This window comes from Bacillus carboniphilus (assembly GCF_020524035.2).
In the GTDB taxonomy this organism is placed as follows: Bacteria; Bacillota; Bacilli; order Bacillales; family JAIVKR01; genus Bacillus_CC.
The window spans coordinates 3,014,266-3,035,688 of sequence record NZ_CP129013.1 but is presented as its reverse complement, the minus strand read 5'-3'; the positions used below and the strand labels follow the sequence as shown (position 1 = coordinate 3,035,688).

The 21,423-nt window shown below is 35.5% G+C and carries 23 protein-coding genes and 1 pseudogene; 9 read left to right on the top strand and 15 right to left on the bottom strand.

Annotated elements, in window-relative coordinates; all coding sequences use genetic code 11:
* The first annotated feature begins 171 nt into the window (after positions 1-171).
* The gene (locus tag LC087_RS15725; RefSeq protein WP_226543275.1) at positions 172-783 is read left to right on the top strand and encodes a hypothetical protein; all 612 of its coding nucleotides are present in this window, start codon (positions 172-174) and stop codon (positions 781-783) included.
* Positions 784-901: 118 nt separating this feature from the next.
* The gene (locus LC087_RS15720; RefSeq protein ID WP_226543277.1) at positions 902-1,480 is read left to right on the top strand and encodes a hypothetical protein; all 579 of its coding nucleotides are present in this window, start codon (positions 902-904) and stop codon (positions 1,478-1,480) included.
* Between the two features lie 135 nt (positions 1,481-1,615).
* On the opposite strand, the gene LC087_RS15715 is transcribed toward LC087_RS15720, so the two are convergent.
* Genes LC087_RS15715 through LC087_RS15705 form a run of 3 tightly spaced genes read right to left on the bottom strand, consistent with a single transcriptional unit; the run spans position 1,616 to position 3,106 of the window.
* Positions 1,616-2,194, bottom strand: a complete 579-nt coding sequence (locus LC087_RS15715) for a TetR/AcrR family transcriptional regulator (RefSeq protein WP_226543279.1) — start codon at positions 2,192-2,194, stop codon at positions 1,616-1,618.
* A 20-nt stretch (positions 2,195-2,214) separates the two neighbouring features.
* Positions 2,215-2,577: a hypothetical protein gene (locus LC087_RS15710; RefSeq protein WP_306019693.1), complete on the bottom strand. Its 363-nt coding sequence runs from the start codon at positions 2,575-2,577 to the stop codon at positions 2,215-2,217.
* On the bottom strand, positions 2,540-3,106 hold the full coding sequence (locus tag LC087_RS15705; RefSeq protein WP_306019692.1) for an SDR family oxidoreductase: 567 nt from the start codon (positions 3,104-3,106) through the stop codon (positions 2,540-2,542). Before LC087_RS15705 ends, LC087_RS15710 begins: the two co-directional genes overlap by 38 nt.
* Before the next feature lie 243 nt (positions 3,107-3,349).
* On the opposite strand from LC087_RS15705, the gene LC087_RS15700 reads away from it, so the two are divergent.
* Positions 3,350-3,496: a hypothetical protein gene (locus LC087_RS15700; protein ID WP_226543283.1), complete on the top strand. Its 147-nt coding sequence runs from the start codon at positions 3,350-3,352 to the stop codon at positions 3,494-3,496.
* Between the two features lie 343 nt (positions 3,497-3,839).
* Here the strand turns inward: LC087_RS15700 and LC087_RS15695 are convergent, their stop codons facing one another.
* Entirely contained in the window at positions 3,840-4,541 is a 702-nt protein-coding gene (locus LC087_RS15695; protein ID WP_226543285.1) for a sulfotransferase family 2 domain-containing protein, read from the bottom strand.
* Between the two features lie 280 nt (positions 4,542-4,821).
* Here LC087_RS15695 and LC087_RS15690 point away from each other — a divergent pair.
* Positions 4,822-5,975 (top strand): annotated as a pseudogene (locus tag LC087_RS15690) (IS3 family transposase).
* A gap of 1,398 nt (positions 5,976-7,373) precedes the next feature.
* Here LC087_RS15690 and groL read toward each other — a convergent pair.
* Positions 7,374-9,017, bottom strand: coding sequence for a chaperonin GroEL (gene groL / locus LC087_RS15685; protein ID WP_226543139.1), 1,644 nt, complete (start codon positions 9,015-9,017; stop codon positions 7,374-7,376).
* Positions 9,018-9,066: 49 nt separating this feature from the next.
* The gene (gene groES, locus LC087_RS15680) at positions 9,067-9,351 is read right to left on the bottom strand and encodes a co-chaperone GroES (protein ID WP_226543141.1); all 285 of its coding nucleotides are present in this window, start codon (positions 9,349-9,351) and stop codon (positions 9,067-9,069) included.
* 264 nt (positions 9,352-9,615) lie between these two features.
* On the opposite strand from groES, the gene LC087_RS15675 reads away from it, so the two are divergent.
* Positions 9,616-10,344 (top strand): CPBP family intramembrane glutamic endopeptidase, encoded by a 729-nt coding sequence (locus tag LC087_RS15675; RefSeq protein ID WP_226543143.1) that lies wholly within the window; start codon positions 9,616-9,618, stop codon positions 10,342-10,344.
* A 23-nt stretch (positions 10,345-10,367) separates the two neighbouring features.
* Here LC087_RS15675 and tatC read toward each other — a convergent pair whose 3' ends face one another.
* The 3 genes from tatC to LC087_RS15660 all read right to left on the bottom strand — a co-directional run bounded on the left by tatC (position 10,368) and on the right by LC087_RS15660 (position 12,023).
* Complete coding sequence (tatC, locus tag LC087_RS15670) at positions 10,368-11,123, bottom strand: twin-arginine translocase subunit TatC (RefSeq protein WP_306019691.1); 756 nt, start codon at positions 11,121-11,123, stop codon at positions 10,368-10,370.
* A 20-nt stretch (positions 11,124-11,143) separates the two neighbouring features.
* Complete coding sequence (locus LC087_RS15665; RefSeq protein ID WP_371932706.1) at positions 11,144-11,323, bottom strand: twin-arginine translocase TatA/TatE family subunit; 180 nt, start codon at positions 11,321-11,323, stop codon at positions 11,144-11,146.
* Positions 11,324-11,384: 61 nt separating this feature from the next.
* A complete protein-coding gene (locus tag LC087_RS15660) occupies positions 11,385-12,023 on the bottom strand; it encodes a redox-sensing transcriptional repressor Rex (protein ID WP_226543149.1) in 639 nt (212 codons plus the stop codon).
* A gap of 318 nt (positions 12,024-12,341) precedes the next feature.
* On the opposite strand from LC087_RS15660, the gene LC087_RS15655 reads away from it, so the two are divergent.
* Complete coding sequence (locus LC087_RS15655) at positions 12,342-14,261, top strand: ABC-F family ATP-binding cassette domain-containing protein (RefSeq protein ID WP_226543151.1); 1,920 nt, start codon at positions 12,342-12,344, stop codon at positions 14,259-14,261.
* 51 nt (positions 14,262-14,312) lie between these two features.
* Here LC087_RS15655 and LC087_RS15650 read toward each other — a convergent pair whose 3' ends face one another.
* Positions 14,313-14,954: a peroxiredoxin-like family protein gene (locus LC087_RS15650; RefSeq protein WP_226543153.1), complete on the bottom strand. Its 642-nt coding sequence runs from the start codon at positions 14,952-14,954 to the stop codon at positions 14,313-14,315.
* Positions 14,955-15,115: 161 nt separating this feature from the next.
* On the opposite strand from LC087_RS15650, the gene LC087_RS15645 reads away from it, so the two are divergent.
* Positions 15,116-15,808 (top strand): Crp/Fnr family transcriptional regulator, encoded by a 693-nt coding sequence (locus LC087_RS15645; RefSeq protein ID WP_226543155.1) that lies wholly within the window; start codon positions 15,116-15,118, stop codon positions 15,806-15,808.
* Positions 15,809-15,821: 13 nt separating this feature from the next.
* Positions 15,822-16,511: a YjjG family noncanonical pyrimidine nucleotidase gene (locus tag LC087_RS15640; RefSeq protein WP_226543157.1), complete on the top strand. Its 690-nt coding sequence runs from the start codon at positions 15,822-15,824 to the stop codon at positions 16,509-16,511.
* A gap of 254 nt (positions 16,512-16,765) precedes the next feature.
* Here the strand turns inward: LC087_RS15640 and tsaD are convergent, their stop codons facing one another.
* Genes tsaD through thiL form a run of 5 tightly spaced genes read right to left on the bottom strand, consistent with a single transcriptional unit; the run spans position 16,766 to position 20,374 of the window.
* Positions 16,766-17,785 (bottom strand): tRNA (adenosine(37)-N6)-threonylcarbamoyltransferase complex transferase subunit TsaD, encoded by a 1,020-nt coding sequence (gene tsaD, locus LC087_RS15635; RefSeq protein WP_226543159.1) that lies wholly within the window; start codon positions 17,783-17,785, stop codon positions 16,766-16,768.
* Positions 17,782-18,249, bottom strand: coding sequence for a ribosomal protein S18-alanine N-acetyltransferase (gene rimI / locus LC087_RS15630; RefSeq protein WP_226543161.1), 468 nt, complete (start codon positions 18,247-18,249; stop codon positions 17,782-17,784). The genes tsaD and rimI overlap by 4 nt, the downstream gene beginning before the upstream one ends.
* A complete protein-coding gene (gene tsaB / locus LC087_RS15625) occupies positions 18,219-18,917 on the bottom strand; it encodes a tRNA (adenosine(37)-N6)-threonylcarbamoyltransferase complex dimerization subunit type 1 TsaB (protein ID WP_226543162.1) in 699 nt (232 codons plus the stop codon). The genes rimI and tsaB overlap by 31 nt, the downstream gene beginning before the upstream one ends.
* The gene (gene tsaE / locus LC087_RS15620; RefSeq protein WP_226543169.1) at positions 18,898-19,362 is read right to left on the bottom strand and encodes a tRNA (adenosine(37)-N6)-threonylcarbamoyltransferase complex ATPase subunit type 1 TsaE; all 465 of its coding nucleotides are present in this window, start codon (positions 19,360-19,362) and stop codon (positions 18,898-18,900) included. Before tsaE ends, tsaB begins: the two co-directional genes overlap by 20 nt.
* Positions 19,363-19,378: 16 nt before the next feature.
* Positions 19,379-20,374: a thiamine-phosphate kinase gene (thiL, locus tag LC087_RS15615; protein ID WP_226543164.1), complete on the bottom strand. Its 996-nt coding sequence runs from the start codon at positions 20,372-20,374 to the stop codon at positions 19,379-19,381.
* 200 nt (positions 20,375-20,574) lie between these two features.
* Here thiL and LC087_RS15610 point away from each other — a divergent pair, with 200 nt between their 5' ends.
* Complete coding sequence (locus LC087_RS15610) at positions 20,575-21,360, top strand: PhzF family phenazine biosynthesis protein (protein WP_226543166.1); 786 nt, start codon at positions 20,575-20,577, stop codon at positions 21,358-21,360.
* The last annotated feature ends 63 nt before the right edge of the window (positions 21,361-21,423 follow it).

Below are 21,423 nucleotides of genomic sequence, written 5' to 3'. Positions count from 1 at the left end.
TTATATCGATTGCCTCACCAATTCGCTCTGCACAATCGGATATATTCCTAATTGCAATATCAGTAAAAAAAGGGCTCAATTTATTAGTAAGCCTGGGATAACCGCCTAGTCACATAATTAAGACAAAGAATAATATATATGGAATTTAATTTTCTAAAAAGGAGTAAAAAAATGACAAAAAGAAAAGTGTATGAAATATACATTGATAAGAATGGTGAGAAAATAAATCCTGAAGATATGAACTTATTAGACTTTTATCCTAGTGAGGGACCAACTGGACCAACTGGAAGTGGGGATTGTGAAAATACCGTAACTTTTTGTTGTATAGCTACAGTTCCTGATGGTTTTTCTTTATCTGAAGATTTCGATGAAACTTTAACATCCATTTGCTGGGATTTTAGTGACGTAAATTGTTGCTTAGAGACTACTGTTCTTGATACTATTCCTAATCCTTGTGGGGACGGTACTGAAATTAGTTGTTCAATAGAAGTGCAAGCCGTTAAGCTTGTTGGGTGTGCTAGAATGGTCGCTAGCGCTGGTCCGCTTACCGCAGATACAGGATTAGGAAATCAATGTACCGTTAGTTGCAGTACCACTACATGTGTGAACCAAACGCTTAATTACACTTGTGATTCTGAACCTCCTTGTAGACCTTGTTTCCAGGTAACTTCTTCTATCAATGAGTTTTTCTTATCTGAGGATGAGTGCGGGAGACAAATTTTAGTTGTTGAATCTTGTGCCTTTTTAGAATTTATTGGCTGTGACGAGTGTGATTGTTTTTAAGGAAAGGTCTTTCAAATAATGTATTTAAAATAGGCTCTTTAGCAAGGATATAAGTCCACTCACTATATAAGGAAAAAGAATACGATATAGAGAACTCAAAATAAAAGGAGCCTAGAGCATGACTAAGAGGAAAATAAGCGAAATTTATTTAGATAAAAATGGTCAGCAGATTGAACCATTTGAAGTAACACGTTCTGAGAATGAAGATTGTTCCAATACCATTTTCTTTTGTTGTATAGCAACTGTCCCTGATGGTTTTTCTCTTTCATTTGACGAACCATTCACTAATTTTTGTTTTGATTTTAGTGATTTAAGCTGTTGTTTAGAAAATACAACCCTTAATACCATTCCTAATCCTTGTGGTGATGGGACAGAAATCAGTTGCTCTGTAGACGTTCAGGCCGTTAAGCTAGTGGGTTGCGCTAGAATGCTTGCAAGTGTTGGAAGTATTGTTCCTAATGATACTAGAAATGGAACTGAAACTGGATGTGCCGTAAGTTGTAGTACGACTACATGTGTAAATCAAACATTAACGTTCACATGTGATGCTGAACCTCCATGCACACCATGCTATGAAGTAGAACGCAGTTTTGCTGAATTCACCCTATCAACGGATGAATGTGACAGGGAAATTTTAATTGCGGAAGCTATTGTTTATTTAAATTTCATCGGATGTAATGACTGCGATTGTTTTTAAAACAATCTGATATTGATAAAAAACGTACAATATCATCTTTTTTAATAAAATAATATATCCTGAAATCTAGAAAATCAGACTAAATTTTCACTAATTTATTTTGGTATGGTTCAACTAGGCCATGCCTTTTTGTCATTAGTCCGTATATAGATCTCTTGTTATTTTGCTCCAAACAGATAGTAGATGCTCTTGGTCACCATCAAATAATTGGCAATGAATGATAAAACCTAACGCAATCATATCTAAACCTTGTAGCTTTTTTATAACCGTTTCTTTCTTTTCATCATGGTTTATTTTCATTATTTGCTTTGCAACCAAATTTTCTTGTACCAATTGTCTGAAGATTGATTGGAAAGACTCCTTTAAACCATCATCAAAAAAACTTTTGCTAATACATAGAAAAAGGATATAATATCTTCCTTTATCAACCTGGACAGAATGATAAATATACTCCCCCAAACCTCTGACAAGGTCTTCAACCGTATCCGTCTCATGAATATAAAAACCACTCAAAGTATTTTCAAATGTATAAATCGCTACTTCCTTCATTAAATCATTTATATTTGAAAAGTAATGATAAAAGCTCCCCTTACTAACATGAGCTTCTTTTATTACTTTGTTAATCCCAATGTTTTCAATTCCATTATTCATAATAAACGATACGGTTGCTTTCATTATTTGTTCTTTCGTTTTTTCACCTTTTTGGGTGACCAATCTTGATCATTCCTTTATCTTTATTTCCCATCGCCTTGTTGAGCGTCTAAATACTCATTAAAAAAAGAGCTGATATTTCTGGAACCATATGTTGGGGCTATCATATTTTGAGTCATCCCATCATGGAAAAACATCCCGATATCATAATACTTCTTATTGAAAATTTTAACAACCCTTAAACTTAATAATAACAAGAAAGGAGGGATGTGAAAAAACTTTGGTTTCTTGTCAAGTAATTGAAAAGCCAGTTCTGCAATATCTTGATGTTTAAAGACAGTTGGCCCACCTATTTCTAACTCTCTGTTTGATTCATTTGACATTTCTCTCACACAATATTCTGCAAGATCAGCACCGTGAATAGGATTTAATTTTTTTTTTGCCATCACCGATTAAAAAAACTCTTCCTCTCTGAGCCATCTTTAAAATTTCACTGATGTCAGAAAAATACCCTGTTGGTTTAATAATGACATAATTAATCGTTGATTCTTTTAACCTGTTAACAAAGGAAGATTTTTTTTGAATAAGTGGATTGTTTACTTTTTCAGCTCCAAATACATGTATATACATAAATTTTTCAACTTTTGCCGATTTTGCTTCAAGTAATAAATGAAGATTTCCTAAGTAGTCTACCTCGTGAAAAGATTGTTTACCTTTCTGTCTTGTTAAGCCTATAGAGGAGCAAACCATGTCCATTCCATGACAAACTCCTTTTATCGATTCAGGTTTTGTCACATCACCGATAAAAACTTCGTCTACATACTCGTTCACTTTTGGCTCCAAAAAAGAACCCTGTTTCGATAACTTTTGTTCATCCCTTACTAACACTCGCACATAGTACCCCTTCTCCTTAAACGATTTAACTAAATACCTTCCTAAGTATCCAGTAGCACCAGCAACTAGGATTTTTTTCATCTCTCGTTCCCCCCTAATTGTATATATGATTATTTTAGACCAATTGGTCTATTTTTTCAATATAAAGGGCATCTTTTTCTTGCTATCCCTCTATCACCAAAAATTTATAATAAAACCGCATATGTAGGTTACGAATTCAAAGAAGGCATTTTGGGAAGGTATAAAACAAGAGCATTCGATAAGTTATATTGGAGTTTTATCGAAACGGAAGAGAAAAACATAGAAGAAATTGAATAGATTATAATGATCTTGAAAATAGAACCTTACGATGAAGAGGAATACGAAGATATTGAACTTAAAGAGGTTGTTCAAAAAGTCCTACGATGGCCTGGATGGCCAAGCATCATCGTTAGCCACAGGACGTGGCTGTACTTAGATGATGTTCATTAAATGTCGGTTGAATAACGTTGTTGGTTTGCTTTTCCGACACTCCGACGCCAGGATTGGCTAGCACGGGTGTTGTCCCTAGGATGGGGACGTTCTTAGCCCGTGAACCATACTGTACGTACACTGTGAGTGCTTCGACGCCCAGGACGGGCTAGCGCAGGCGTTGCCACAGGACGTGGCTGTACTTAGCCTGTGTTCATTAAGCAGACCGCCTTGTTCTTCAGCGTCCTTTTTCCCTACTTTTTGAACACGCACTTAAAATAAAATTGGATAAAAAGTCGGGCCGTCCTTAATATTGGCTATTTAAACGAATAGAGGGTTGTTTTTAACCCTCATCCACATAACACTAAACTAAGTTCTTTTTATAATTGTACCTTTCGAAATCAATACTATATAAATGATCGACTAGTTCTTTTGCCTCTTTACTGTAAAAGGCTTTATGACTAAAAATCTTGATCTCTTTTGTTACTTGATCCTTTTCAAAAACAGTATCTGAAAGGTTTTCATCTATTTCTTTTTCGCTGTCTCCATATTTAATTCTATTATTTAAATCTTCAATAGGAACATGTTTCAAGTTGTGCATAATCTCAATTTGGCGCAGCTCACTTGATAAGTTTTCTAAGGTTATATACTGATCTATCAACCATTTTTCACCCTCAATATATTGGTGGGCAATATGTCCATTAGCTACTCCACGTCTTAAATCTTTCTTTGAAAGCTCATTCAGAAATTTTATAAATGAAAGACCCTTTTCTCCGTTAATGCCTGTTTCCTCCCATAATACAGGGTGCCTAATAATATGAAAAAAACAACTGACCATTCTGGAATAAGGTTTGCGAGTTAATTTATATACCTTTTTCTCTTCTTTTTGTAAACTCTTTATCACTTCATCTTGATTGACTGTTAAATAACGATAATAATTTGGAGATTTCACAACCCCCAATTGTCCCATTTGAGCAATATACCATTTCGTTAAACTTGTTGAACCACATTTTGCACTACAAAGAAAAAGGAAAGGTAAATTGTTAGAGAATAGTGGTTTATTCATATTTTCCCCAAAGATATTTTTATAGCATTTTCTTTTTTCATTAAATCCCCTCCTCTTATTTGATGTCAGGGCATAAATATCCATGATAAGACATCTTCAACCTGTAATATAGTTAATGCATGAGGTTTAACATTTGCTTAGATACCTGTCCATAGTTCGTAGTATTCGCTCATAAATTCCACTAACACCTAAGTAAGGATGCTAGTATAGTTTCATGGACACACCTTAGTTAAGCTTTCTAATTATTGACTATAATAAAAAACGAAAGGATGTGTCCTTGATGGGTAACCAAGGTGTTAATAAAAAATTCAATGAAGACTTCAAAAAAACGGTGGTTAATCTTTATCATTCTGGCAACTCAGTAAGCAATCTAAGTAGCGAATATGGCGTGTCTGAAGTAACGATTTATAAATGGATTAAACGATTCTCTCCAATCGATTTAGAAGATGGTTCGACCGTTACGACGGACGATTTAATCCAATTAAAAAAACAAATGCGCCGCCTTCAGGAGGAGAATGAAATATTAAAAAAGGCTATGGCCATATTCGCGAAAAAGTAAGTAAAACTGAGTTAGCCGCTACGATTGAAAAGTATAAAGATCAACACCCTATACAAGCACTGTGTGAAGTCTTAGATATTCCAAGAAGTACGTATTATCAATCACTACATGAAACAGAGTCTAATCGTGATCGTGAGAACAAGGAACTAACCAAAGAAATGATAGAAATTCATACAGATAGTAAAAAACGGTACGGAGCACCCAAAATTCATATGGAACTCGAAAAAAAAGGATTTTCCGTGAGTCTAAAAAGAGTTCAAAGGCTAATGAAAAAAGTTGGAATCCGCTCCATTATACAAAGGAAATATCGCCCTTATACTAGTCAGCACCAAGTAACAGAACAAGGAAACTTATTAAACCGAGACTTTACCACCACAACGATTAATGAAAAATGGGTGGGAGATATTACGTATATCCATACGATTAAAGATGGTTGGTGCTACTTAGCTTCAGTGATGGATTTACATTCTAAGAAAATCATAGGTTATGCCTTTTCAAAAACGATGACGACAGACCTAGTGATAAAAGCACTGAATCATGCGTATGAAACGCAATCTCCTAAAAAGGAGCCTCATCTTTCATTCGGATTTAGGCTCTCAATATACAAGTGAAGAATTTGCAGAATCCATCCGTTCCAAGGGGATCAAACATTCATTTAGCCGTAAGGTTGCCCATATGATAATGCTTGTATTGAATCATTTCACGCCATTTTGAAAAAAGAAGAAGTCCATCAAGTTAAATACCTGAACTATCAATCGGCTAACATGGCTTTATTTCAATATATTGAAGGCTGGTACAATCGAAAAAGAATCCATGGAAGTATCGGGTATCGAACTCCACAAGAAGTAGAAGACAGCATTCGGGCATGCGCATAGCGACTCTCTAACATGTGTGAATCAAGCTTTATAGGGAGTAGCGGGCATGATAGCCTCCTTTGGCGATGCCGATGTCGGAGCATCTGGTTTCTCGGCAACAGAATCATGCCCGCGGAGGGACCCTGTCAAGCGTCAAAATAAAACAAGTTTTCTTCGAGCATAGGTATTAAAGTGAACTAACTTTTTTGTGTCCGAAAATTTGACTCAGATCCATAAAATACTTGTTGACATAAATAAAAAGCACCCAAATTGGATGCATTTATGTAGTGAATATTTACTTTTTTGTCATTTAGAATAATTAAAGCGATTAAATCTCCTGCACTTTCCCCGTATCTGTAAACCATATTTAAATTTAAACAGATTTCGCTATTTTTTAAAAGGATACTTTATTGGTGTTTAATTCGTATCCCACGTCGTTTAACTAGGAGCCTCTACGAAAAAATTTCTTTGAAAACACGGTCCTACTAAGTCTCAAGCCTTTCTCTCTATAGATATTATGTCCGCTTTCCCATGTAAAACACACGTTTATAACAAAAGAAGGTTACCAAATTAAATAGGGATAATCATATCATTTTATTAATCAGTCACAACATATCTAGTCTATTATGGATTTGCACTATAGTTAAAGAACATATAAAGTGAATTTCCACAAAAAAATACATGCCTCATAAAGGGGCCTTAAAAAAACAGAGAGGAGAAAACCTATCTGTTAATAGACGTTATTTTTTATTTTTGTTCATTCGAACAACAACAATAAGAAATACTGCAAACATACCCGCTATAAAAAACGGGAGTAAAAGAATACCATTCATGTTACACCTCGCAAAAATTAGTATTAAAGTTTTACTTAATCTATTAAAGGGTCTTTCTCTCATACTTCGGACATCTCGCTTCATAATATTGTCCGATCTTCATTTTTACTTAAATCAAGGAATGCTTTCTTACTCTGTAAGAAATATTGCCCCTATTCAATCTATGTGAAATAAAACTTAGCTAACATAAGATCCCCTTCAAAGAGCATGTTAAATACCTCTTTGGTAAAATCATGCTCTTTTCAACTCAGAACGTTCCTCGAAAAAATCAACCACGAATTCTCATAATAAAGGAAAGGGACAATCCCATATGAGAACACCAATTCACCAATAACTCTTTCCCTCTTGAAACCAATGTAAGGGCTTCTAGTTTTCTATTATATGTTCTTTAGATGGAATCAATAAAATGAAAAAGGATGCCTCCGGAAAAGTAACAAGTACTTTCGGAAACATCCTTCAAAAGGTCACAAGGATAATTTTCAATTATTCTTGTGACTTTTTTGAATGACTTTTCTTAGTCAAAATGTGGTCACGGGCGAACCCGCGACCATCAAAACCTTATGAATAAAGGGAGTTTAGGGGCAGATTACATCATGCCGCCCATTCCACCCATGCCGCCCATACCGCCCATGTCAGGCATTCCAGCAGCACCTTCGTTTTCTTCTGGTTTGTCAGCAACAACTGCTTCTGTTGTTAAGAACATAGCTGCGACAGATGCAGCGTTTTGAAGTGCATAACGAGTCACTTTTGTAGGATCAACGATACCGCTGTCGATCATGTTTACCCACTCACCAGTAGCAGCGTTGTAACCAACACCGATTTTTTCACGTTTTAAGCGGTCAACAACGATTGATCCTTCAAGACCAGCGTTGTCTGCGATTTGGCGAATTGGCTCTTCAAGTGCGCGAAGAACGATGTTAATTCCCGTTTCTACGTCACCTTCAGCTTTAATAGAAGAAACTTTGCTATAAACGTTCACTAATGCTGTACCACCACCAGAAACAATTCCTTCTTCTACTGCAGCACGAGTTGAGTTTAATGCGTCTTCAATACGAAGTTTACGCTCTTTTAATTCAGTTTCAGTTGCTGCACCAACTTTGATGACAGCTACTCCGCCAGCTAATTTAGCAAGACGCTCTTGTAATTTTTCACGGTCAAATTCAGAAGTCGTTTCTTCTAATTGTGTACGAATTTGATTTACGCGAGCAGCGATTTGATCAGATTCACCAGCACCTTCAACGATCGTTGTATCTTCTTTTGTTACAACTACTTTTGAAGCTGTACCAAGTTGATCAATTGTCGCACTCTTAAGGTCTAATCCTAGTTCTTCAGTGATCACTTCACCACCTGTTAGGATTGCGATATCTTCAAGCATCGCTTTACGACGGTCACCGAATCCAGGAGCTTTAACAGCAACTGCATTAAATGTACCGCGAAGTTTGTTCACAACTAATGTTGCTAGAGCTTCTCCTTCAACATCTTCAGCGATCATTAATAATGGTTTTCCTTGTTGAACCACTTGTTCTAACAATGGAAGAACTTCTTGAATGTTGGTAATCTTCTTATCTGTGATAAGAATGTATGGATTCTCTAAAACGGCTTCCATTTTATCAGAGTCCGTTACCATGTATGGGGATGCATATCCGCGATCGAACTGCATACCTTCAACAACTTCAAGCTCAGTGTTGAAGCCTTTAGATTCTTCAATTGTGATAACACCATCGTTACCTACACGCTCCATAGCTTCAGCAATTAATTGACCTACTTCTTCATCAGCAGCAGAAATAGAAGCAACTTGAGCGATTGATTCTTTACCTTCAATAGGCTTAGAAATTGTTTTTAACTCTTTAACAGCTGTTTCAACTGCTTTTTCAATCCCTTTACGAACACCTACAGGGTTTGCACCTGAAGTAACGTTCTTTAATCCTTCACGAATCATAGCTTGAGCTAGAACGGTTGCTGTAGTAGTTCCGTCACCAGCAACATCGTTTGTTTTACTTGCTACTTCAGCAACAAGTTTTGCTCCCATGTTTTCAAATGCATCTTCAAGTTCGATTTCCTTTGCAATTGTCACACCATCGTTAGTAATTAAAGGAGAACCAAACTTTTTCTCTAGAACCACATTACGTCCTTTTGGTCCAAGCGTTACTTTTACTGCATCTGCTAACGTATCCACACCACGTAACATGGAACGACGAGCGTCTTCACTAAATTTAATATCTTTTGCCATCGTACTGAAACCTCCTCAAATGATTATATTTATTTAACTAAAGCTATTCTTAACCAATAACAGCTAAAATGTCACTTTCACGTAAAACTAAGTATTCCGTACCTTCATACTTCACTTCAGTACCTGAATATTTTGAGAAGATGATACGGTCACCTACTACTACATCAAGAGCTACACGCTCACCATTGTCTAAAACACGACCTGTACCTACTGCTACTACTTTACCCTCTTGAGGTTTTTCTTTAGCAGAATCGGGTAACACAATTCCGCTTGCTGTTTTTTCTTCTGTTTCAACAAGCTCAATAACTACGCGATCACCTAATGGCTTTAACAAGTGAAACTACCTCCTCAAATAAATATGTAAGATCTTATTTATTAGCACTCTCTTTTGTTGAGTGCTAACACAATTAATATAATATATAATTAGGTTCACAATTTCAAGTATCAAGCATAAAAAAATCTTCGACAAATTTTTTCATGCTAATACTGAAAACACTCAATAAAATATAGCAAGTTTTACAGCCACTCATAGGGCTTAAGTTATGATAAAATGTGTTTTATAATATGCATTTTATTCTGTCAAAAGGAGTTACATCTATTGAAAAAACAATATTGGTTTATTGTCCTCACATACATTATTGCTCAATTATCAGCTGGCCCAGGTGGATTTTTATTATATTTTCAGTTCGGTATAGGTGAACATATTGAAAGCACTGAAAATGCTATTCTATACGCCTCCTTTTACTGGTTAATTGGCAGCTTTATCGTATGTTTGGGGATTACCATCTGTCTGTTATGGCATGAACGATATCAAAGAAATGAACTGATCGGAAAACCAGTGTCAATACCTATTTCAATCTCTTGGATTATTTCTGGAGTCTTTATTGCTTTAATTGCGCAAGGAATTGCCGCATCGATTGAAATGTACATTTTTAATATCGAGCCTGGATCTGAAAATACAGAGATGATTACCTCATTTATTCAGCAAATACCGGTACTCATCCTCGTTACATCAATTATAGGTCCAATTCTTGAAGAAATCATTTTTAGAAAAATCCTTTTTGGTGTGATTTACTCTAAGAGTAATTTCATCATAGCTGCTCTGATCAGCTCATTATTATTCTCAGTGGTTCATGGTGATCTAGAGCACACCTTAATTTATACAGCAATGGGCTTCACATTTGCCTTCTTATACTATCAGACGAAACGTATTATTGTACCAATCATGGCTCATGTTTTAATGAATACATTTGTCGTTGCTATTCAACTATTTTATAAACCTCTGTTGGATGAGATAGTGAGCAATTTTATTTCTTCTTTATTTTAATCGACAAAAAAGCCGCTTTATAATTAGCGGCTTTTTTCTTTTTCTTCCTCGTCAGCTTGCTTTTTTAACGTTCGCCTGTAAGTAAATCGAGAGATCACAATACTGAATTCATATAGTAATAACAAAGGCACTGTCACTAAAAGATGAGACATTAACTCAGGTGGTGTAATTAAAGTTGCCACCACTAAGAGCACAAAGTAAGCATATTTACGTGACACCGTTAAAAATTGCGGAGTAATAATTCCTAATCTCGTTAAAAACATAATCACAACAGGTAACTGAAATAAAATTCCAAAAGGCAAGGTCAACTGCCATAAAAAAGTGAAATATTCGTTTAAGCCTATCGTTTGTTGAACATCTAAATTGTTTGAAATATTGATCATAAAATCAATGATAAACGGAAACAAAATAAAATAAGAAAAGGAAATACCTGACAAAAATAACAAAATGGCAATTGGAATATAGCCTAACGTCACTCGTTGTTCCTTCTTATATAAACCTGGGCTAATAAAGGCCCATAATTGATATAAAATAACTGGAAAAATAATAACAAACGCAATGATGATGGCAAATTGTAAATACACAAACAATGGATCGGTCAGTCTAAATGCATTCAGCGTTAATTGTTTTGCTTCATCCGTTTGTTGTAAATAAAGAATCATCGGTTTTGCTAAAAAAAAGCCACCTATAAAAGCAATTAAAAAGAAAACGACTACTATAACTAGCCGTCTTCTTAGTTCTTCAATATGCTCAAGGACCGACATCTCTCGTTCGTTCATATGAGCTCCATCCTATCTTTCTATTTTGTTTCTTTATTTGTATTTGTTTCGCTGTCATCGTCAGCCAAGCCTTTTGTTGCATTTTTGAACTCTCTCAACGTATTACCAGCCGCTTTTCCTAGCTCCGGTAATTTTTTCGGTCCAAAAATTAATAATGCAATTAATCCAATAACTAGAATACTCCCCATACCTGGACCCATCATTTCTGCCCCCTTTTTTTCAAAATATTTGTAATAATGTCTTATGATGCTTGAATCTTTCCTATTCTATAGGATAATGTTTCATAAAATAAACCAATGACTGTAATTCAACCGCCAAATCAATATGATGAACACGAATGTGTTCCGGTACAGTCAACCTTGCTGGCGTAAAGTTAAGTATCCCTTTAATTCCTTTTGAAATTAAACGATCTGTAATAGATTGAGCCACTTGAGATGGAACAGTTAAAATCGCAGCGGTTACATCTTCCGGTAAACTTTCTTCTAATTCATCTAAATTAAAAATAGGAACATCCCCAACAACTTTACCCACTTTATCTTTATCTATGTCATAGGCAAGTGTAATTTGAGTGTTGTTATTTTTTATAAAGTTATAATGCAAGAAAGCTGTACCTAAGTTTCCAACACCAATTAAGGTTACTTTTGTTAGTTCATCTTGATCAAGCGTTTTTCTAAAGAAAGATAACAAATAGTTAACATTGTATCCATAACCTTTTTTCCCTAAAGCACCAAAATATGAGAAATCTCGTCTTATCGTCGCAGAATCTACCTTTACTGCTTCACTAAGCTCTTTAGAAGATACTCGTTGCTTACCTGAAGCATGGATATTTTTCAAAAATCGATAATAAAGTGGAAGGCGCTTTGCTGTTGCTTGTGGTATTTTGGATTGATCAATATACACTTTTTTCCCCCACATTCATATCTAGGAGGAAAAACTTCCGAACAACCACCTAACTGCTTCCTCCTATTTACTTTTATCACTGTTATTTTATCATACATAATTCACTTTTTTGTACTATCTTAAACAAAAACTATATACCTTGACTATACACTATTTTAAGTAAGTTGTCTTGGTTGTTAATTGTTACAACTTTTTGTCCGTTTATTGCGTTTAGTAAGCTATTATAGTGGTTAAAGAAAATGTATAGATCCGTTAAACGGTTGCCTCTCGTGCAAATAATAAGCTACACTTGGAGTAATACTACTTGAGGTGAAATAGATGATACTACTACAAGTAAACGATCTAGCCAAATCATTTGGAGCAGACGTTATCTTATCCAATATAAAATTAGAAGTAAAAAGTGGCGATCGCGTAGCCATTGTCGGCCGAAACGGGGCAGGAAAATCAACCTTACTCAAAATTATCGCTAGTAAACTCAGCTATGATTCTGGTGAAATTATTAAACCAAAAGAGGTTTCAATTGGTTACTTAGAACAAAATAGTGGCCTTTCTTCTTCCCTTACAATATGGGATGAGATGGAGTTGATTTTTTCTTATTTAAAAGAGACAGAGCAACAAATGCGTGATTTAGAAATGCAAATGGCAGAAGTTGACCCAAGCTCGCAACAGTTTCAATCGATTTTAAAAAAATACGACCAACTACAACATGAATTTAGCGATCAAGGTGGTTACCAATATGAAGCGGATATTCGTTCAGTCCTGCATGGATTAGGTTTCGGAAGCTTTGACTATGAAACGTCCATTTCTACATTAAGTGGGGGTCAAAAAACGAGACTAGCTTTAGCAAAATTATTATTAATTAAGCCTGATTTATTAATTTTAGACGAACCGACCAACCATCTTGATATTGAAACGCTCACGTGGCTTGAGCAATACTTACAAACGTATCACGGTGCCCTTTTGATCGTCTCTCATGATCGCTACTTTTTAGATAAAGTCGTCAACCTTGTTTATGAGCTTTCTAGAACAAGATCGAAAAAATACCATGGCAATTATAGTGACTATCTTGACCAAAAAGCGGCAGATTATGAAAAAGATTTAAAACTATATGAAAAACAACAGGATGAAGTTGCTTCCTTAAAAGAATTTATTCAGAAAAATTTAGCTAGAGCGTCAACAACAAAAAGAGCTCAGAGTAGGCGGAAGCAGTTAGAGAAAATGGAACTATTAGATCGACCTCAAGGGGATGAAAAATCTGCTCATTTTTCTTTCACCATCGATCGCCCTAGTGGAAATGATGTTCTTAAAGGAGAAAAACTTGCTTTTGCTTATGAGGACCTACCTATTTTTGAAAATGTTTCGTTCCATGTGTCAAGAGGAGATAGCATTGCTCTTGTGGGACCAAACGGTGTTGGTAAATCCACATTATTAAAGACCATTATAAAAAAATTATCACTCCAAACAGGCGAGCTTGAATACGGAAAAAATGTTTCCATTGGCTACTATGATCAGGAACAAGCAAACTTAACATCTAACAAAAGGGTTTTAAATGAGCTCTGGGATGAGTTCCCTCTCACTTCTGAAAAAGATGTCCGCACCATTTTAGGGAACTTCTTATTTACAGGTGATGATGTTCTTAAATCGGTTTCTACCTTAAGTGGTGGTGAAAAAGCCCGCTTAGCTCTTTCTAAACTGATGATGCAGAAAGCGAACTTTCTAATTTTAGACGAACCGACCAACCACCTAGATTTAGATAGTAAAGAAGTATTAGAGAATGCACTTATTGATTATCCTGGTACGATTTTATTTGTTTCCCATGACCGTTATTTTATTAACCGAATCGGTTCTAAAGTTTTTGAACTTAGTCAAAATAGCTTAACTGAATATTTAGGAGACTATGATTATTTCTTAACAAAAAAGGCCGAACAGATGGAACTAAAAGAGTTAGAAAACAACAAAGCTAAAATCAATACAACAGATAAAGACAAGTCTAACCGCTCGTTTGAAGAGGAAAAAGAACTCAAAAAACAAGCGAGACAAAGAAAAAGAAGAATCGAAGAGATTGAGCAAACAATGGAGAAAATCGAGCAAAATATTAATTCGATTGAAACGAAACTACACGATCCTAACAATGCTCAAGATCATGAACTCTTACAACAACTCACGGAAGAAAACAATGATTTAAATAGCCAATTATTGAACCTTCTAGAAGAATGGGAAACCCTCGTAGAAGAATAGAAAGAATTTGAAAAGCTGTACCTCACCTAAAGAGATACAGCTTTTTTCATTTTATATATTTTTGGCTAATTCCACTACTTTTAAAGGTTCAACACGAACAGTATAATCAGAATGAACCTCTGCATACACGATCTTTCCAGACTGATCGACCACAAAGGTTGCGGGTTTAGGAAGCTCCCAGTTATCATTTCCATTATGAGCAGGGACATCTAGCCCAGATTCTTTATACACTTCTACTAAATAGTCAGGCATTTGAAAAACTAAATTAAATTGGTTGGCTACTTCATTCCCTTCATCACTCAAAACAGTAAACGCTAATTCATTCTTTTCTTTTGTAGACAGTGAAGCATCAGGAGTTTGAGGACTAATCGCAACTAATTGAATACCTGCATTATTAATTGATTGGAGTTCTTTTTGATAAGCCCTTAATTCTAAGTTACAATATGGACACCATCCACCACGATAAAAGGTAAGAATCATAGGACCTTTTGAAAGTTCTTCATCAATTGAAACCATTCTTCCTGTCGCGTCAGATAATTGAAAACGGGGAATTCTCTCTCCCTCTTTTAATCCTTTGGCCACCCCAGACTTTTCTAATTCTTCTGTCGCTCTTTTCATCAGTTCCTGCTTCTCTTGAGGAGCATTTTGTTTAAATTTTTCCTTGAAACTCTTTATATCTTCGAGTAAGGTCATGAATTTTAACCTCCCAATTTTTAATAAATCTTATTAAAATGCTAACACCTTCTTGGAAAAATGAGCAAATAATATGTCTTAAAGGACATATGTCCTTTCCAATCATTCCAAGCTATACTTTAATAAAAGGAAATAACCACTTGCTAGAAAGGACGTTAAGTATGAGAGAAGTAAATGACCGTAATCAACTAAATCACTATCTAAATCATTATGAAATTAACCATATATTTAACGAAAAAACATTCCCTCATTTATCCCTTTACACCTTTGAACAAGGTGACTTTATTTGTTCACAAGGTGATCAGGCAGAATATATGTTTATTTTGGTAAAGGGTAAAGTAAAAGTGTACAACACTTCCTTAGAAGGAAAAGCACTTATTCTCTCTTTTAAACAGCCATTAGAGGTCATCGGTGATATTGAATATGTTCAAAAAAAATCCCTACTAAATACAGTAGAAGCGATGTCTCCTGTCCATATGATTGGAATAAAGCATGAGTGGCTTCGAAAATACGCAGATGATTTTACGCCATTTCTACAATTTTTATTAGAGATTGTCACAAGAAAATTTTATATCAAATCACAATCTATGAGCCTGAATATGCTCTATCCAGTCGAAGTACGATTAGCCAGTTACTTATTATCAGTTTCAGTTGACTCCTCTAGTTTACATGGTCAAATAAGTACTTCTTACTTAAAAGACACGGCTAATTTAATCGGTACAAGCTATCGACACTTAAATAGAGTCCTTCTAAATATGACTCAAGAAGGTGTCATTGAACGGTCAAAAGACTCCATCATCATTAAGGATCAGAAAAGGTTAAAAGAACTCGCAAACTATAATATTTATGAATGAAGGAGGAGCTGTAGTGAAGAAATATCAAACGCTTTTATTTGACATAGACCATACGTTACTTGATTTCCACGCATCTGAAAAAGCCGCATTACAACTATTGTTCCAGAGCCAAAATTTTCTCCTAACAAATGAAATTGAAACAGAATATCAAAAAATTAATCGAAAATTATGGCAGTCATTTGAAAGAGGGGAAACGAGCAGAGATGAAGTAGTTAACACACGATTTTCTATATTGTTTGATCAGTTTAACCAAAAGGTTGATGGCGCATATTTTGAACAAATTTATTGTAGTTATTTAGAACAAGGAAATCATTTGATAAACGGTGCCCTAGACACCGTTTCAAGGCTTCATAATAACTATGATTTATATATAGTCACCAATGGTGTTTCAAAAACACAATTCAAGCGACTACATTCCTCAGGACTCCATGAATTTTTTAAAGCGGTTTTTGTTTCTGAGGATACGGGGTATCAAAAACCGATGAAGGAATTCTTTGACTATGTATTTAAACGAATTCCCCATTTCTCAAGCAAACAAACTTTAATTATTGGAGATTCTTTAAGTTCTGATATGAAGGGAGGAAACCTTGTTGGTATAGATACTTGTTGGTTTAATCCACAAAAACAAACAAATCATACTGATATTATCCCAACCTATGAAATACAGAGTCTTGAAGATATTCATTTTATACTAAATGAATAATGGAGTTACCAACTTATGTGGATAACTTTTACTCTTCTTTTTTATCCACAAGTAAAGGGCTTTGTTTTCCTCATAATTTTTAACTTATCCACTTTATCCACAAGATAAGTAGAAATTATCAACATCACTAATAAATTTTTTAAAGCTTATTGTACCAGGTTCTTTTTAGATTACTCACATTTTAATTTTAGGTGTGAGTATTTTTGTGGATAAAAAAAGGATAACCTCTTTCAAGGCTACCCGCTTTGACACTCTCACCCCTCAATTGACAAACCAGGATGAGCATTCATCGACATATCACCGTATTTTCCTTGTTGAAAAGAAATGTATCCAGCTGCTGCAATCATGGCAGCGTTGTCTGTACATAAGTGAAGAGGTGGAATCATTAGTTCAAGCTTACCATTGTCCACAAATACCTCTTGTAGGGCAGCTCGAAGTCCTTTGTTTGCAGCGACTCCTCCCGCTAACAACACTTGTTCTACTTCTAGTTCTTCTGCTGCTTGCTTCGTTTTTGTTACAAGTACATCAATCACGCTCTCTTGAAAACTTGCTGCTAAATCTTCTTTTGAAATTTCAATTCCTTTTTGCTTTGCATTGTGGACGGTGTTAATAACTGCCGATTTTAAACCACTAAAGCTAAAGTCATAAGAGTCTTTCTCTAACCAAGCTCTTGGTAAGTCTATAGTTGGGCTTCCTAATTGAGCTAACTTATCGATATGAGGTCCTCCTGGGTAAGGAAGACCTAATGTCCTTGCCACTTTATCATAAGCCTCGCCAGCTGCATCATCTCTAGTTTCACCGATAACTTGAAAATGTCCATGCTCCTTCATGTAGATGAGCTCCGTATGCCCTCCAGAAACCACTAACGATAATAACGGAAAAGATAATTTCCCTATTAACTGATTAGCATAAATATGTCCTGCTATATGATGAACACCTACAAGAGGTTTACTATGAACATAGGCAAGAGCTTTTGCGGCATTAATTCCAACAAGCAATGCCCCAACAAGACCTGGTCCCTCTGTAACAGCGATTGCATCTATTTGTTCTATTTCCATATTTGCCTTGGCTAACGTTTCTTCCATAACAATGGTTATTTGTTCAACATGATGTCTTGATGCAATTTCAGGAACGACACCACCGAATCTTTTATGACTTTCAATTTGTGATGCAACAACGTTTGAAATTAATTCAGACCCATTTTTTACAATCGCTGCTGCTGTTTCATCACAACTCGTTTCAATTCCTAATATGTACACATCTTCGTTCGTCATTTTAATTTCACCCACATTAATAAAGCATCTTCTAAATTATCTTGATAATAGTTTTTCCTTAACGTAACACCTATAAATCCAAGCTTTTTATATAAAGATTGAGCCACATGATTCGATACTCGCACTTCTAACGTCATTTGCTCAGCCCCTAATGATAATGCAATCCCCATTGCTTTTTTCATTAGTTGTTCTCCTAATTGATTTCCTCGATAAGCTGGAGCAATTGCGATGTTGGTAATTTGGGCATCATCAAACATCACCCATAACCCACAAAAACCAATGATTTCGAGATCTTTTTCCAGTACTAAGTAATGAGCGAAGCGATTTTGGGAAACTTCCTCATAAAACGCTTCCTTCGACCATGGAGTAGCAAAACACTGTTTTTCAATTTCATAAACAGAGTCAATGTCATGTATCGTCATTGAACGGATGATCAGCTCTTCATTTTGTTTTCTGCTAACCATTTTGCCTCTGCCTCAGCTAATCTTATATAATTTGGGGTCAAAGAATGAACCTCTCCAGGCTCTTGTAGTTCTGATACTTTCAATAAGGAAGAAGGTCTTGCGTTATGTAATACCTCATTCGTAAAGAACGCTTTATTACCTAAAATACTTCTAATTTCGTCCTCGAATTGAACTGTATCCTTTCCTATAAACAAAATTCTTTCCTCTTGCTCCTCTTTTAGCTCATGTAACCACTTAGAGAGTGAAACATTTTGATCTTCTTTCTCTACATAAAGACGATCATTAAATGAATAAAGGCCAGTATATACATTTCCTCTTCTCGCATCTAATAATGGAGACAATTTCCCTTTAAAAAAGTGTCCATTCATCGCCATTACTTGAAGACTAGATACAGCTACTATTGGGATTTTAAGGCTCCATGCCATCGTTTTTGCGATCGTCATTCCAATTCGAACACCTGTATAAGAGCCTGGACCTTTCGCAACTACGATCCTATCTAGCTGTTTAGGATGAATATCACAATCAGCTAACAGTTGAACAATCGTTGGCATCGCTCGGACAGAATGATTTTTCTTTACAGTCGTAATAGATTCTGCGATTATTTTTTTGTCTTTACTTATGGCAACTCCTAACGTTTCATTGGACGTATCAATGGCCAACACATTCATGTTCCTCAAACTCCTTATACATCTGCTTATATCGGTCACCTAAAGGGATAAATACAAGCTCCCGTTCATTTTCAGATTTTCGATAAATTTCAATTTGTAAACGCTCTTCAGGAAGCTCTTCCTTAATAATATGAGCCCACTCGATCACCGTTACTCCGTCTCCATGAAAATATTCGTCAAATCCTAGTTCTTCTACACCGTTTTCTAATCGATAGACATCCATATGGTAAAGAGGAAGTCTCCCGTCTAAATATTCTTTGATAATCGTAAATGTAGGACTGTTCACATTCCGTTCTATATTTAAGCCTTGGGCTAACCCTTTTGTAAAAGCCGTTTTTCCTGCTCCTAAATCGCCCTCTAACGTGATCACATCTCCTTTTTGAAGAAGCTGTGCTAATGTTTTTGCTAGTAGTGTCGTTCTTTCAGCAGAATTAGAATAGATCATATGTCTTTCCAAATCCTCACCTCTCTTCGGAAAAATGATTGTACCCGCCTTTGGTAAGAAGAATCGGATTATTTTTTTTAACTAAAAATACTTCTGGTTTATCCTCTTGGAGAATAACCTCACCAATTTGAGTAATCGACCAACCTTTTTGTTCAGTTAATTGTTGTAACTGATGAAAATCCTCTGATGGCATCGTGCCTAAAAGTTCAAAATCTTCTCCACCTGTTAAGGCATATTGTAAAGATTGATCTTTTCCATATAGGTTCTTTAACGATGTGCTCATTGGGATTGCCTCTTCTTCAATCATCATTGAAACCGATGAGGCTTCGGCTATTTCATAAAGCTCACTACTTAATCCATCGCTTATATCATTTAAACTTACCCGATTAATCTTTGCCAATTGTAAGCCTAAATCTACTTTAGGTGTAGGTCTTTGGTGTTTTTTAATTAAGTAACTATGATCATCCGTATGTTTTATATAATCATTTAAGAGGATATCTAAGCCACCGGCACTATCACCTAAAGATCCTGTGACAAAGATGATATCACCAGCTTTTGCGTTACTTCTCTTAGTAAAGCGACCACTTTCCATCTTTCCTAAAGCGGTAACAGCTATTGTAAGGGGTCCTCTCGTTGAAACCGTTTCTCCGCCTATTAGATCCATTTGATAAAGACTAGCACATTGCTCCATCCCTTTATAAATGGATTGAATTTCTTCGTCACTCCATGCGTTTGGAATTGAAATAGAGACTAAGTAATACAAAGGTTTTCCACCCATTGCGGCAATATCACTAACATTAATCGCCAAACTTTTATAGCCAATGTCTTCTAGCCCCATCGTTTGTTTTGTGAAATGAATCTCCTCTACCATCGTGTCAACACAAACAATTAAATGCTTTGGACTATTTATGACGGCCGCATCGTCACCAATACCTACCAAGACATCTTTGTTTTTTAGTGATGAAGGTGTAATGGAATTAATGATTGAAAACTCGTCTCGAATAATGACCACTCTTTCTATATAAAGTTAAGAATTGCTATGAAGGATAATACATCGGACTTATTGAACAATTAAATATATTTTATCTTATAAGTTATGAGCTATACAGTTAGTTTACAACAATCTAGACCAATCTCCAACACGAACAGCGTATTGGCTTTTAGAAATGAGAATATCGTGATATTCAATAAACAATATTGGGGGTGTTTTAGATGAGGTTTTATTTAGTAAATGCTTTCACTAATCAAGAATATGAAGGAGGTAACCCCTCTGTCATTGTCCTTTTGAAGAATGAACAATCAAGCAAATGGATGCAAGCTTGTGCTACATCTTTCAATCAACCTATTACTTGTTTTATCGTTGAAAAAAACCAAGGCTTTGAAATAAGATGGTTTACCCCTATATGTGAAATAGCCCTTTGTGGTCATGGTACTTTAGGGGCTGCTTATGTATTGTTTAAGGAAGGTTTCGTTTCTAATCAATCCCCTATTATATTTAACACAAATTCAGGAAAATTACATGCTGAAAAAAGTGGAGATTTTATTAACATAAGGATGAAGGCAAAAAAGTCAGTTCCAGTTACACTCACTGACGAATTAAGAAGCACCATTAATCAAAATATAGTAAATGTTGAATGGGCGGAAGATAGGTATATTCTCGAACTAGAGGGAAGAGAACTAGTACAAAAAGCAGTACCCAACCTTGAAAGTATTCGACGATTACAAGGAACTGGTGTGATTATTACGAGCAGTTGTAGAGATAAATATGATTTTGTATCAAGATATTTTGCACCAAAGATTGGTGTGAACGAAGATATTGTAACAGGTTCCTCTCATTGTGCCTTAGGTCCTTATTGGAAAAAAAGGCTTAACAAATCCCTCCTTTATGCATATCAGCATTCAGAACAGGGTGGTGAGTTGAAATTAAATGTATATGAAGATGGAATAGACCTATATGGCCGCTGCGTAATAACACATAAAGACACAATTATGATTTAGTGAATAAACTAATTCATATACCTTTAACCTTTGAAAATAGTGATCACAAGACTCAATCAGAGT